This is a genomic window from Vibrio zhugei, assembly GCF_003716875.1.
Classification (GTDB): domain Bacteria; phylum Pseudomonadota; class Gammaproteobacteria; order Enterobacterales; family Vibrionaceae; genus Vibrio; species Vibrio zhugei.
Genome location: NZ_CP033078.1, coordinates 426,470 through 440,787, shown reverse-complemented (window position 1 = coordinate 440,787; position 14,318 = coordinate 426,470). Strand labels below are relative to the sequence as shown.

At 40.9% G+C, this 14,318-nt stretch carries 9 protein-coding genes; all 9 read right to left on the bottom strand.

The genetic code is table 11. The features are described 5' to 3' along the window. Nucleotides 1–21 precede the first annotated feature (21 nt). Nucleotides 22–1,035 carry a DUF4917 family protein gene (locus tag EAE30_RS07165; protein WP_123015326.1) on the bottom strand — a complete coding sequence of 338 codons (1,014 nt, stop codon included), beginning with the start codon at nucleotides 1,033–1,035 and terminating at the stop codon, nucleotides 22–24. 98 nt (nucleotides 1,036–1,133) lie between these two features. After that, a complete protein-coding gene (locus EAE30_RS07160) occupies nucleotides 1,134–2,387 on the bottom strand; it encodes an AAA family ATPase (protein WP_241967730.1) in 1,254 nt (417 codons plus the stop codon). Nucleotides 2,388–2,849: 462 nt separating this feature from the next. Further along, the gene (locus tag EAE30_RS07155) at nucleotides 2,850–4,448 is read right to left on the bottom strand and encodes a Tn7-like element transposition protein TnsE (protein ID WP_123015325.1); all 1,599 of its coding nucleotides are present in this window, start codon (nucleotides 4,446–4,448) and stop codon (nucleotides 2,850–2,852) included. After that, entirely contained in the window at nucleotides 4,406–5,950 is a 1,545-nt protein-coding gene (locus tag EAE30_RS07150) for a TnsD family Tn7-like transposition protein (protein WP_123015324.1), read from the bottom strand. The genes EAE30_RS07155 and EAE30_RS07150 overlap by 43 nt, the downstream gene beginning before the upstream one ends. After that, complete coding sequence (locus EAE30_RS07145) at nucleotides 5,951–7,588, bottom strand: AAA family ATPase (protein ID WP_123015323.1); 1,638 nt, start codon at nucleotides 7,586–7,588, stop codon at nucleotides 5,951–5,953. Continuing rightward, nucleotides 7,585–9,675 carry a Mu transposase C-terminal domain-containing protein gene (locus EAE30_RS07140; protein ID WP_123015322.1) on the bottom strand — a complete coding sequence of 697 codons (2,091 nt, stop codon included), beginning with the start codon at nucleotides 9,673–9,675 and terminating at the stop codon, nucleotides 7,585–7,587. The genes EAE30_RS07145 and EAE30_RS07140 overlap by 4 nt, the downstream gene beginning before the upstream one ends. After that, nucleotides 9,659–10,489 carry a TnsA endonuclease C-terminal domain-containing protein gene (locus EAE30_RS07135; protein ID WP_123015321.1) on the bottom strand — a complete coding sequence of 277 codons (831 nt, stop codon included), beginning with the start codon at nucleotides 10,487–10,489 and terminating at the stop codon, nucleotides 9,659–9,661. The genes EAE30_RS07140 and EAE30_RS07135 overlap by 17 nt, the downstream gene beginning before the upstream one ends. A gap of 331 nt (nucleotides 10,490–10,820) precedes the next feature. Continuing rightward, nucleotides 10,821–13,013, bottom strand: coding sequence for a DEAD/DEAH box helicase (locus tag EAE30_RS07130; RefSeq protein ID WP_123015320.1), 2,193 nt, complete (start codon nucleotides 13,011–13,013; stop codon nucleotides 10,821–10,823). Then, nucleotides 13,010–14,317 carry an ATP-binding protein gene (locus EAE30_RS07125; RefSeq protein ID WP_123015319.1) on the bottom strand — a complete coding sequence of 436 codons (1,308 nt, stop codon included), beginning with the start codon at nucleotides 14,315–14,317 and terminating at the stop codon, nucleotides 13,010–13,012. Before EAE30_RS07125 ends, EAE30_RS07130 begins: the two co-directional genes overlap by 4 nt. Nucleotide 14,318: the final 1 nt, after the last annotated feature.

Genomic DNA, 14,318 nt, shown 5'->3' with positions numbered 1-14,318 from the left:
GAATCGCTCTTAAATTGTTTGTCAAGCGGGATTATTCCAACAGCCTTTACTTTTACAATCAAAAAATACCACCTCAATTCTTCTACCTATGTAAGTTGCAATCATCTCAGCCACTCTTCGGCAATAAGACTGGTCATAATTAAACACAGAAATGGCGATTCGATTGAGCCGAGAAAAGCGACTACTACCTAGACGCTTAAGGATATGTATATCGTTTTCCCACACTCCCCAACCATAGATAACCAAACTGGACCCTATGTATGGCAAAACTTCTCTATAAACTGTATTTAAATAGTGACTATTTTGTATAGATCCGACTTTTTGTTCTGATGTACCCTCACTAACAAATAACGGAACAAACTCTTCAGACTCCCAACTATTTAGTATAGAACGTAAGAGGTCATTACCTTGTCGAGCATCCAACTTAACTTCTTGTTCAAGAATATTTCGAGCAAGTATAAGGCTACCATGCGGGTAAAAAATCAATGTATTTTTCTGATCTCGATGACCAATAGGTCTACGGAATCGACGCCAATCTTCAGAAAATTCACCATGTACCATACAATCCTTAAATGAATGCCCATTTTTTATACGATTGGCGTACATAACTACCCAATACAGTGTTAGATCATAATTGAGAGATAAAACTGTCCTGAATGAACTCAAGAACTCTGCTATATCTGGAAATTGCTCTTCAACTTCGAAATACTCAGGGTGAACGCTTTGCACAGTCCTAATCAAACTGTCTCTTACATGTTCATAAGCAACCTTTGTTGTTTTGTCCTTGATATCTAATGCATCATTTACTTTATTTGCTTGCCACACTAAACGTAAGATTAATTCAAAATCATTTGTTTTAAAGAATGCAAATAACTTTCTTACGTTTTCAGTGAGCAAGCCATTTTCAATTGCATGTTCTTTTAGAGAACCATAATCAAAGCTATCGTTAATACTTCTGGATGCACCATTACCAATTAAAATTGCTTCACTGAAGTGATGAGAGATATCTAGCCAATTATAAATTCGGTACGACATTCCTGAATCCTCCTAATACTGCTTAACGCTAACATCACAGGAGGCAAAAGTAGAGTGAAGCGACGCTTTTGACTTCCTGTGCATGTGCTTGTTAAATTTTATGTGATACTAAACCCCTTTTTATGTACTGCTTCAGTTCCTTCACTTTTGTAAAGCATAATTCTTATACACATTATGTATCTCGGATCCGTGAAAGCATATGCGTTTGAATTAGATATCTTATGAAGAACAGGGTTATCCCCTTTTGACAGAAAACTTAATACTTGCCCAATTCCCGAGTTACTATCTGGAGCCGTGCTAGGAAATTCTTTCCGAATTATCTCGCCTATTTTATTCGTATCTATTTGATGCGCCGAGTTTTTTCCAAGAGCATAGATAACTTGGTTTCGCCTCCCCTCAGATGTTTCGTCCGAGTTCAAGTACTTTTCGATAGTTGAATATGATTCTCTAAGGCCCCTTAGAAGCCATGCTTGATCAGCTTCTTCTATAAGCTGAGTGTTATACTGCCAGTCGTTATCTTCAATCTCATAAGCAAGCACCTCACAGTATTCGTGCACTCGCTGAGGTATGCCGAGAGTGATGTTGAATATATGAACTGCCAGCCTTCTTGTTTGTGTTTCAGTTAGCTCAACTTTCAACTGATTAACGAAACCTCGCTCAAAAAGCTCCAAAACTTGCTGATAATCAAAGCCTGTTACTCTCGATATCTCTTCGATTCTATTGCCTACGGACGACGAGCTTTTTGACGAAGAAAAATACCTTATTGCTTCGTTTGGCACGCCAACTATCAAAAATTTTACTTTGTATTTTGCATACCTTTCATCATCCAATAGAATTATGATGTCTGATAGTTCATCCATCAGCTCTTCATTTTTGAAAATTGTCTCAAGGTTATCAAACACCAATACTGTCTTTTTGTTACCAGATTCTTTGCTGAGACTTTCAAAGGCTTTTATTAAATCATCTTCCTGTACAACAGTATACTCACCTTGATGCTTTAGCTTTGCAGTCGCGCCGGCAGATAATCCAGCTTCTTTAGATTCTGAATATGACTGTTTCTGACTAGACCCCGCCTTCAAGCTTACTGATAATATTTCATTAGTTATTGATCTCTTAATTGACGCGCTCGCACAATTAGCAACCACATATTTAATGTTATTCTCACCAAAAACCTTTTTGTAAAGCCAAGATTTTCCGGTACCACTCTCACCAAATAAAAATGAATGCATTGAGCCGTTTATAGATCTTCGCAAGCTCTTTTCTAGATCTTTTCTCTCAATATACATTTTTGGATTTACGCTAGAGTTTCTTGGTGTAAATACCTCTGATATGTCTTTTCGTCCGAAAATCATGAATTCGCTTCCTGATTACCTTAAAATTTAACAGTGTCTTTTCAGCAGACATTGTCTTTATAATATTTTCAAAAAATACAGACACCAAAGCAGCAACATACTGTTCTATCGGTCTTATTACTCCTTCCACTCACAAATTGCAGAACATGTCTGTATAAACGCAAGTGCTCAACTAGGCTCATAATCTGCTATTAGTATATATAGGTCAAGAACTGACATGAGAAAGTGGTCAGGAATTGGATGCTGAATGATTTTGGGGCATAAACGTTTTAAAAAAAGGCAGCGTCCTATGTGAACGCTGCCTTTTTAGTATGATGTGAGAGAGGAATAAAGTTTCATACTAAAAATCTTCTAAAGCCGCATTGTGCAATGAGGTTGCGATTTTAGTAAAAAAATAAAGTATCATACTGAATTAAAATAAATGGCTCTACCCCGTAAAAAAACAAGTATTAAAGTATCATACTAACTATCCAACCATCCCATAAACCATCCTGCCCATTTATCAATATCAGCAGGGTCGATACAACCTTTGTGTTTACATGGAGGATGAGAGATTCCCTTGAAGTTACCACCTCCACAAATTAGAGAGATATAATCGCGCGGCCAAGCAAGCGACTTCTTGAGCAGTCGAACTTCTAACTCAGCGATTTGCTCAAGTAACGCTACGTTATCTTTTAACTTTAATACCATGGTCGATATCGAATTCTTCGCATCAGAGGTGTCAACTTCAACAAAATGATACACCTCTCCATGATAAGTAACGCTGATGACAGCCATACATCTCGGATTAGCATCATCCGCCATCATGTGTTTGGTACAACGTGCCAATTTAGGCAATTTTCTCAGCGGATAGCGATACGTTTGGCATCCGTGTTTAGCTTCCAAACGAGCAATAACTTGAAAGAAAACCTCAAATTTACTTGCATACAGATGAGAATCATCACTTTCGTCATTCAAAACGTCATAATCAGCACCGGCAATTGTACCTGTAGCATTATTATCATTTGGAGATAACGTATTGGGAAGTTGTTCATTAGATTCACGATCATCGGGCTTGCCGCTATTAGCCTTCCGAGTTTTATCAGTTACTCGATTAGTCTTAAATGGCTTACGAAATGACAAGCCAACTGATTCTGTATCTAAAACAACACGTTTTTTATCAGGGTCAGCTTCTTCCCCATCATCAAGTTCGTGCTCTTCTGGACGTTTAGGCCTACCGGAATTAGCTCCGCTACCTTGACCTGTTACCTGCCTTTTGAAATCAGGATGATAAAAATCCAGTTCATCAGGCATACTCGATGGCAAGTCTTCCACCCTTCTAATTTCCCAGACAAAAAAGCTGTTACTGTTCCAATCGTGCCACCCTGACACTTCTAGTTTTGTTCTATTTAAGCGAGGAGGTGTAAAAGAGAAATCCCAAAATTTATACTGCCCACTGGATGTATGCTCTCTCATCATTGTCTGGTGAATACTTTCAAAGGAAGTTCGAGCCTCAGGATCCATCAATATCCAACTTAAAAATCGCCGTGAACGTTCATCATTGAAAGCGGTAATCGGATAGCTAGAACTTGGCATCACATCAATTTGCCAATGCTCATTTATATTGCTGATATTGAAGTCTGATGACAGCTTTCCGTGTTCCAAACAGATTCTGGACATATAGTTATCATGCAGAAAAAGAACACGTGATAATTCAAGCTGAGGCAGGAAAACAGTTGGGCCATTGGGCACATCAAATTCAAAGCACCACTGTTCAGAATTGTGCCCATTCCCCATTGAATGAAAAGCCGGGCAGTCCCTTAAACGCTTTCTGCCCCACTGCTGAGCATCCCTAATGGTAAAAGTTAACTGTCTTCCTTTTAACTGATTAGACTGATTGGCACTTAATGATTTATAGCGCCGAATCAATGGTACACCAGCAATGGGTATTGATGGACGATCAAGCTTTTTTGAAAAGCTGAGGTTAATTCCCCAAAACACATTACTATTTTTCTTAAACAAAGAACCCACACCCAACACTAACGCATCTTCTGGAATGTGCTTAAACCTGTAATCGCCCATATACCTTCCGTTATTCCTGTTAAAAAACATCGAGCCAGTGGCGTTAAACGATCCTCACTTAGCCCAGAGCTTCGCAGTAAACGCCACCGTTCAATCTGAATATTTTGTAAATAGAATGAGATGTACTGATTTCCCAATCGCCGAATTTGGTATTGAGCGACCGATTCCGAATACTTAGAGAGAAATTGCTTCGTTAAAGGTAAATACCTAAACTTCCTTTCCGGCATTGCACCCAACTTTAGTTTTGACAGCAAGAAAGTACTCGTTATACGAGGAGAAAAATTATCTTGTTCACACTCCTGTCGTAACTGACATAATCGACGAACGAGCGAACGATCTCGCTTAGGCCAATCGACCCGACTATCTTCATATATGATCGGGTGCTGATAGCGTCGATTTATTTTCATCAACCACTCATAATCATGTCGGTACAACCACATGTACAAACCTTGCGAACCATGTAATCGAGCGTGTTTGCACCCATACTCTTTCAACAGCTTCAGCCATTGATCTCTTTTGTCTCTATTAATCTGCTTCGGCAAAACTACTGGATGGACATTTCTTTGTTTTTGCGGGTAACGCTTTACATTAGCCAAAATGTCAGATAATGAAGTATCTTGGTCTAGTAAACTGGACTGAATGATCAGGTGTTGCATAAAACTGAAGGATTTTCGGTGCTTTCGTAAAATGGTTCTGGCCCAGCAGGAATCTCGCTTCGTCAGGGTGAGTTGGTTATCCGACAACCAATCTCTGCTCCAGAACGAATGGATACGCTCCCGAACTTCATCATGTTTTACATTAGCTCCTCGGTTGCAACCGGCCAGCACGACCAAATCATGGTAATAGCAGTTCCATTGATGAAAAGTTGGCGATGTTTGTTGTTCCACTTGCAGAAGTTGTTCGACAACATGGCTGATGCGTAAAGATTCCCTTTTATGATGCCGTATTGGCCTGTCATCCGGTGTTGTGTCTGCCGCATAAAATTCATGACGATGTTCGTAATGTGGTTGAATAGAAAATTCACACAAAGGGATTGAGTGTTTTTTGCACCATGTAGCTCCTGACACTTGCCAGTTACACATCCAATACCGCTCACCATATTGGCCTAATTGCTCTTCAAAACACTGAGGACAATATCTGAGTAGCTTCGGCTGCTTAACAATTGAAGCGGCAATTCCGAATACCAAGTGTATAAGCCCTTTGGATTGATTTGCCATCCAACGCATGCCTGCCAGTCTTTTTCTTTCTTCAATAAAGGGGGCATAAATAGGGAAAAGCGTGTGCTGGTATATCAGTGAAGCCGTCGTAATATTTAAAATCGATGGGTATTGCCCGGAAATTTGAGCCAGATGACTAGGTAGGTCAACCGTAGCGATAATCTTTCGGTCTCCATAAACTTCACCTAATAGCCGCTTTGGAGATGTGGTTCCACTATGAACCCCAGCCCTAGCAACCAAGCTGTAAATCAACTCATTTGGATATGGGACAGGGAATCCGAGCATTTAACAGACCTTTTTTAAATCCAAGATAAGTTTATTGGCCTTGAGAGCACTATACATATCTTCTTTCTTGGTCAATTGTGAATACACAAATCTCAAATCGCTAGTTTCAAGGCTTGGCCAGTCGGAACGTTTAACTACAGTCGCTTTTGGTGCTTTCGGTTGCTGATCTACAAACTGCTTACTTTCGTCATACCAATCAAGTATGACCGGCATCATTTCTCGCATCGTCAGTTTGGGCTGTTCACGGAAAATTTTTTCAACCAACGGAATGAGAATTTCAGACTGGCACTCGGTTTGTACGAGTAACTTATATAGCCGCATCGCTTGTTCGTTATTACTGAAAGGTAATTCCGGCTCATCAGGGATCTGATTGATTTTTTGGTGAAGGCTAAGCAGTCGTTTATCGATATCTTCTACTCGGAGATCGGAGTATTTAGCTATCAAGGTTGGGCTACCACGGCGAATAGCATTCAGCATAGGATGTACCGGTTTAAGTTCATCGTCGTAAACAGAGCGTAAAACGTTAACCGTGATACGCTCCAGTTTAGACACGATGGCTCGTAGCTGAGCCAGGACAAACAACTTAACCACGATATCTAAAACACCTTGAGACAGCTCATACCAACAATCTCTAATTTCATCAGTCAGTACTTCATCACGCCGATTAAGCCACTGGTATTTCCAAAGCTTATTCGTAAAAGCAACCCATTCACTTTTGACATTCGGATTTTCCGGATATTGCGGCATGGGTTGCCAATAGACAGAACCGATGCCAGTGGTTCGTCTTGCAGACTGCAATTCGACTTCAAACAAAGGGCGAGCTTTTGGCGTACCAACCAATATCACCGGAATACCGACGGTGTTAACCAGTTCAACGAAAAATTCTAACATTTGCTCTCGGCCAACCGCCTTGCGAATTTTCAAGCGCTGAATTTCATCGATAACCAGAACACCAATAGCACGTTCATTCGCAACCTGGCTCATTAGAGCCAGTAACGTTGGCACCCCGTGACGTTTACGGCCATGCGTATTTTCATAATTAGTACCTAGCCGCTTATCCACCTCACGGAAAAAATTCAGACACAAGCTTTGCTGTGATCCATTATTCGGGCATTCGATTTTCAGATAGCTGAGTTGAAAAAAGTTATGTTGTTCGTGATAGATGACCTGAGGGTATGTAGCAAGAATACGCTCAAGGGTTGAACTTTTACCGCTACCTGAACATCCGATAAGAGACAGACAGAGCGCTGTCGTTGACACATCTCTGAATTTATAACTCTGTAGATCACCACTCATTACTCTTTGGTAACCATTTTGCAGATGCTTATTAAGTGAACCATCCAATAGGTTTCGACCAACGTAACCACGCCGCATCATGATTGAAATACGTTCTTCCAGTAATACATGCTGGGATAAAGGCTGAAAGAAATCATGAAGCAACGCAGCAACCATATGAGCCCGTTGTCGAGGTTTGTCTTGCAGGTTATTTAACGAGAAAGTAACTTTGCCTTCCAATCCTTCTTTTAATTGCTTAATTTCCATGATTGGCGGCAACGCCTCTATAAACGGATTCCCGTTGTAGGAGGGATTGCCGGTATTCTGATAAATGGCAGTGACGTATTCACTTGGCAAACTCATTCGTTATCATCCTCATCATCGAATAACTCATCGACATAGCTCGGGTAGTCATAGTCTTTCTCCGGAATACCATGTAAAGGAATGATATCTGCCGTGTCTTTCACATCTGTTTGTATTTTCGGTTTTCTGCTGTCGCGTTCATTTTGTAGTTCAGCTTTTCGGTTCAACCTAATCTCACCGATGCGTTCAGTATTCGGAATGCTTGAGGTATCCGGGCTTAATTTTTCTGCTTGTTTGATTTTGTCAATCACTCGCTGCTCATGCTTTCGTTTGTGCTTATCAGCTCTGACTTTACTTTCAGCATGAGTGAATTTTTTCTGCTCTTGTCTCTGCCACACTTCCCAGAAAGAGCAATTAACAAACTCCCTGGAGCGCCCTGATAGTTTGCAAACCCAGTACTCAGCACTGTTTCGACTAGGAAACAGGTAAATTTCATCGGCAAGGTTGGGATCATATGCCACCAAAACTTTTTGCGGACGAGTCACTTCTTGGGCTCGATGCATCCAACCTTCGACAATCGCCTCTTGGCAGGTATAGTAGATACCAAAAATGCATATCCCCAAATCAGAGACAGTTGCATCTGCTCTGGGAAGTAAACTTAATCTTACTGCTTCTTCAGGAGCTGAGCGCAAGCGACCAGTACGGTGTTGAATCCCCCAGTTCCACAGTTCTAATGGTACAGAAGGCAAATCAAGCGGCATATCGGCAGATCTGTCATAGGTATTCATCACATGGTACTGATTGTGATAAAGAATTGAGGACAGGATAATTTCTTTAAAATCTGAAATAGATAACTTGGCATCAAGACGATAATCCTTACCACCACGTTTTTTAACGATGGTTCCCGTAACGACACCAGGAGCAAATGGAGTAAAGTCTGCTTGCAACGTCTTGAAATTGCGCTCAACAATTCCCTTGGCGTCGCCTCGAAACGGAGGCGTATTTTCAATTCGCACCGAGAAACTTTTTTCGAGATTTTCTATCTGATAGCCCAGTAATTCACCTCTGTCTGCCAAAATAGCATCTGGAAATCCGATAGCGGGCCAATCTTGAGATTCGATTTCTATCCCATATTGATGACATAGCTCGACCTTATCAGTCAACGCAACTTGTAAAGCCTGCATAGCGGCTACATAAGAAGGATTTTCAAAACCAATGTAACACCCAACTATCAGGCGGCTAAATACGTCGATAACGATGTAAACAACCGGACGCCCAACAATCCAACTTCGGTTCACGTCGGAAACCACGTAAATATCTGCGATAGTCGCATCAATTTCAAAGCGGGAGCCTGGCCCTAATGCATGCATAGTCGCCGTTCCGGTCAAAGGTCGAATATCTTTGTTATAGGCATTTTGACTTGCCCGGCTTTTGATTTTTTCTACCTGGGTGTATTCACGCTGATAGAAGTGCTTCATTTGCCAATTCGTTGGGATTTCTGCCTCGGGCACATCCGGAAAATAGGTTTCATACATATCTTTAAAACGGCGGTGCGCGTAGGGAAATGAATATCCTTTTTCAGTTAACAAATACTTCTGAATAGCAATTCTGAATAGCTTTTCGATGAACTCGTCAACATTGACACCCGAGCCCGGATCATACTTTCTGGGTCTCCCTAATTTTATCACTCCCGGGATTCGTTTTTTGCCTTTTGCTCCGGAGTTTTTGTAATCAGGAAAAAGCGCGTTAACAATCTGTCCTCGTTGCCAGTATTGGCGAATTAATCGATACAATGTTTGTTTGGTTGTTTTGTGATTAGCCATGACCAGTTCAATGGCTTTAGCTCGTTGTTTCGGCTGATAGTACTCTTCAAGATGGATGATAGGGCGTATCAATTTATAGTTTTGATCTCGTTTTACTTGATCTGTACTGCCATCTTCAGGCGAGAGCATAATCAAATAGGAATAGGGATCTTCGACTCGGTGTAATGATTCATCTTGAATCGCCAACTCCAGCGAATATAAGTCAATAATGCTGGGGAAGGCGCTTTTATTATCAATCGATATCCAAACTAAATTGCTTCCAAATCGACTCAAAATCCGGAATCGCTCGTTCTCGAACTCTAAAACCTCATTGATTCGAAACATGACGAGCTCCTATTAAGTTCCCCATATCCTCAACAACGAAATCCTTACCCTTTAGCAGATGGAATGGTTGGGACAACATATCAAAGTAGAAACAGCGATTAGCCAATAATTGCCTGATTTCATAAATAGAAGAACCATCAGGTTGATTGTAAATACGGTCAGTCAACTTACAGATATCAGTAACCGTTTTATTCGGATTTTGCTGAAAAAGGTCACTGTAGTACGTAGTCCTGTCTAACAAGACTTCATCATCAATCTCATCCTGCTCAGCCGGGTATATCCAGCTAATATTCTGAACCAAAGTCGATGAGACATCTTTTTCAGTGACCAAAAACCAGGGGATTTTTTTCAATGACCAGTAGCAGCGCTCTATTTCAAGCTTTTCAACAACACGCGGATCCGAGAGAAAATTAGAGTACTTAGCTTGAATGACATACTGTGGGAGTTGGAGATCCAAGCTATCAACCAAAAAATCGGATGACATGTACGTTTTTACACCGGTTTCAGTTGGATGTTTAATTCCACTATCAAGTGCAATATCAAGTGTTTCTTCGAGCCTAAGAGGAAACTGCTCACGAATATCAGTTGTTTGGGAGTTCCATTCGAGGGTTAAGAATACGGCAAGTTCTAAATCAGATAGCAAATGATGAGTACGCTGGCTTTTATGACCAAAGACACGATGAGAGCGACCATCCGATGGAACGTCGCGGACCGTTATCCAAGGCAGATAATCAGAGCCACAGCCATTGCCACGACCTTCTTTTATCCAGCGTTTGTATTTCGTTTCAGAGGGTGCATACTTGCTTCTTGCCATATAAATCACCACATTTTTCTTATAAAACAAGCATAAGGCTAATAATTCTAGTATGCAACTTTATTACTCAATGCTTTTTATTTAGTGAGCACAATCAAGGGGTATCAAGTGATACTAACAACTTGATACTTCGTCTCATGACACGGATTTGGCACGACAGAATCGCTTGGTGATCACAAGTCTAAGTAGGCCACCGTAACAACCTTTTTACCCCATTGCGAGTTGCAACCAAACTTGCTCAAACGATCTAGTTCGATCATATTGACCAAATTTTAGTAATGCTACAGAGTGACTAGAGATTCAGGGGAAGATCAGACTGATAGTTAAGTTATTAATCAAGGAACTTTAAAAACTTAACAGCCAAGCTTAGGTCAAAAGCTTTTGCTCCATACCCAATGGATAGAATGCTTTCCGGCAAGAACTCATCGAACTTCTCGATACGTTTTTCCAATACTTGTTGTGCAAGTTCTGTTTCTGTTGGGAGTTCCGTTGAAGCAAGTTTGAGCAATGTTAAGCGAACACTTTCTAATGACGCTTTTTCTACTTCTATGACTCCTGCATATGCGCCAGCTTCAAAGCCATGTTGGATTAGCAAGACTACAATTGTATTTACCACTTTGTCGCCAAGCCATGTGAATATATAGGTAGTATTGCCATCTTGAAGTAATGGTTCTCTAGAGAGCTTTGCATCTTCGAAATATCGTACGCTTTCACCAAACAGTTCTCGTGCGGCTGAATCAGCGAAGTCGACTTTCTGATCTCCGATAGAAATTCTGTAGTCACCATCTTTTAATATTTGGAACATTTCTTGGCGGACAACATCATGTATGTTCAAGCCAGTACCACCAAATTTAGGTGGCTTACCACCTTTTGCATGCTCCACATAAATAACTTTTTTTTCACTATCTACGTCGTTTACTTTCCAACGTTTTCCACCGAAAACAATATGCTGCCCTTCTAGTACTAATGAATCTACAGGCAGCGTTCCGAGTGATTTGGTTCCACATACAATCCGGAATTCTTCAGGTGTTTTAAAAACAGCATAGAACGAGTAATGGCTTGTCAGCTTTTCTCCCAAAAGGCCAAGCACCAATTCACCACTTCCTAACTGAGTTATGAGTTCCGTTTTGCCCATGTGGACAAGTAGTGCTTTGAAGTTTTCAACATTAACGTTTTGAAAAGGGCCATCTTTACAGAGCAAACTAAATAATTGCTCTGCTCTAATTCCTCCCCATTGTGCAGTAACCGCAAGTACTTGATGAAGGAGTGTTGAGAAGTGATAAAGTGAAGTATCAGCTGGTTCATACCATTTACTGCCGATAAGAAGTCTGATCATGGCCAGAGACTGAATAAGCTCCAGCCTCAGCTTGTCGATGACGCTAGAGTCTTTTATCAATTCAGCTTCAGCGATGAGCATTCGCAATATTGAGGCTCCGCCTCGCCTTCCTGATCGTCCCATTCTTTGACGTAAACTTGAAATAGAGTGGGGGGCTGTTACTTGAACTACTGAGTTTACCTTGCCGATATCAATGCCTAGTTCAAGAGTCATTGTGCAAATCGCTGTGGTAGGATAATGCTCCTGCTGCAATCGCTTTTCTAAGCTTTCTCTAAGCTCTTTAGATAACGAACCATGGTGAGGAAAAAATTCATTCGGTACAATTTTTTCTTCACAGAAGTCAGATAATGTAGCCGTAATGCTTTCTGTACGGCTCCTACTATTTGCAAACACAAGGTGATTTCCGCCTCGACAAAATTTAAATAAATCTTGGCAGATCGTATATTCGGCATCACTGGAAGACTCAACTTCTAAGTTAGCAGGGTTTACATACCCCTTTACCTGAACCTTCAAGGTGGATGTCGAATGTGTATCTTTGATGATCTTGCAAGGTAAAGAGCGATTAGGGCGAAGTGAGAGAGGCACTTTCTCTAACTCACCAAGAGTTGCACTCAAAGCTACTCTAGGGATTGGTGTTTCTAGTCTTCCAAGAAGGTGTTCAAGTCGATGAAGTAAAGAGAGTAAGTGATGGCCGCGCTCAGAACCAATAAAGGCATGAAACTCGTCAATTACGATATATTTCAAATTAGAGAATGCAGCTCTGATCCAGCCAGTGTCTCTAATGAGTAATGATTCCAATGACTCAGGTGTTATTAACACGACACCAGACGGCGATGCTTTTAATTTCTTCTTTCGGCCCTGTGAGCTATCACCATGCCAGGGAGTAACCGATATTTCTAACAGGTCAGACAGACTTTCTAAGCGCCTATCTTGGTCATTTATAAGAGCTTTTAGAGGGCTAAGGTAAAGGATCCCTACCCCCGTTTCTTGAGGTGCAATAGCGCTGAGAGCAGGCAAAAAAAATGCCTCTGTCTTTCCTGCTGCGGTTGAAGCGCTGATCAGCACATCTGTCTTTTCAGACAATATCGGTTCAATAGCAAGGCATTGTATTTCTCGTAAGCCAGTCCAGCCTTGTTTGAATATCCAGCGCTGAATCCGATGGTCTAATTTTTCATGTTCATCAATCATAGTTTGAAGTCAGCAAACCCATCTTCATTGTCCTCTATTTCGAGTTCAACATCGGAAGGCTTATCTTCATTAATTGCTACTGATGAGATTAGACTATGCCATGCAATTTGCGGGTTTTGGTCGATTACCGCGAGCATGTCTAAAAATGCTTTAATGGTGTTACGTGGCGTTCGAAAATAAGCATCCCCTATAGTTTGGCTGCAATGCTGTAAAAATGCTTTGAGAGATTCGTCTGGGACCAAGTACTTCGCCTCGTTACCTTCAGCATAAACATGGCGCAAGTTTTTAAGCAAAATATAAAGCTCTTCAGGAGTTAAGCTAGCGAGGTGTAGGGCTGGTGACGAATAATCAATCACGCCCGCTTGTTTAGCAAAGCTGTTATCTGCCAATCTAGATTGTAGTGCTTCATAACTATACAAGCCTTTACGTGGATCTAGTAGAAACTCAGGGGTTCCGCCGAGAAGGAACCCCAAATACTCAGCGCTTCCTTGCAAGCAATCGTTTAGAATTCGGAGTATTTGTTCATAGTTAGAAGTTCTCGCTGTGGTGTTGTTCAACTTATACAGATTTACCATCTCGTCTAAGTTAACTAGAAACCCTTGGTAGCCAGCTTGTCTGACAAATAAACTCATTAATTTCAGCGCATCATAAAAAGATGTATCCGAAATAATTGTTCGAACTCCTAGTTCATTTCGGGCATCGGTTTTAGTTGAATACTCTGCTCGTAACCATTTTATGGCGTTAGCTTTTAATATCTCATCATCTTTCTCATGACCTATCCAATAAGCCTCAATAACTTTAGCAAAATCATAACCGCCAACGAGTTCAGAAAGTGATGCTAATTTTTCATGGATAATTGAATTTATACTTTTTCCTGAAGTATCAGCTTCTTTCATTGCTTCTGTGATGAACTTTTCAACTACACTGGTTAAAGCATTACCATCAGGTTTGTTGCGAGTAGCCATGTTACGCATTAGCTCAGAGTAAAGGTTTCTAGCTTGACCAGCCGATGCATGAATACGTCTATCAGGAGATAAGTCTGCATTGACAGTTACAAGCTTATTCTCTAGGGCAATAGCGCGTACAACACTTAAAAAGAATGTTTTACCAGAACCATAATCGCCGATAATGAGCCTGAAAGCTGAACCTCCATCAGAGATCCGATCAATGTCTTGGATCAGAGCTTTTAATTCATTTACTCGGCCTACTTGGATATGCTGGATTCCAATCTTAGGAGTGACACCTGACTTCAGGGATTGGATAATTGCATCTCTTTCTTTCGCTCGTATTCTTTTTGCAACCATT

Bases quoted from the DNA above. Each gene is read 5' to 3' on its own strand.
- EAE30_RS07160 (WP_241967730.1), bottom strand. From the start codon at position 2,387: ATGATTTTCGGACGAAAAGACATATCAGAGGTATTTACACCAAGAAAC.
- EAE30_RS07140 (WP_123015322.1), bottom strand. From the start codon at position 9,675: ATGTTTCGAATCAATGAGGTTTTAGAGTTCGAGAACGAGCGATTCCGG.
- EAE30_RS07155 (WP_123015325.1), bottom strand. From the start codon at position 4,448: ATGGGCGATTACAGGTTTAAGCACATTCCAGAAGATGCGTTAGTGTTG.
- EAE30_RS07135 (WP_123015321.1), bottom strand. From the start codon at position 10,489: ATGGCAAGAAGCAAGTATGCACCCTCTGAAACGAAATACAAACGCTGG.
- EAE30_RS07125 (WP_123015319.1), bottom strand. From the start codon at position 14,317: ATGGTTGCAAAAAGAATACGAGCGAAAGAAAGAGATGCAATTATCCAA.
- EAE30_RS07165 (WP_123015326.1), bottom strand. From the start codon at position 1,035: ATGTCGTACCGAATTTATAATTGGCTAGATATCTCTCATCACTTCAGT.
- EAE30_RS07150 (WP_123015324.1), bottom strand. From the start codon at position 5,950: ATGCTCGGATTCCCTGTCCCATATCCAAATGAGTTGATTTACAGCTTG.
- EAE30_RS07130 (WP_123015320.1), bottom strand. From the start codon at position 13,013: ATGATTGATGAACATGAAAAATTAGACCATCGGATTCAGCGCTGGATA.
- EAE30_RS07145 (WP_123015323.1), bottom strand. From the start codon at position 7,588: ATGAGTTTGCCAAGTGAATACGTCACTGCCATTTATCAGAATACCGGC.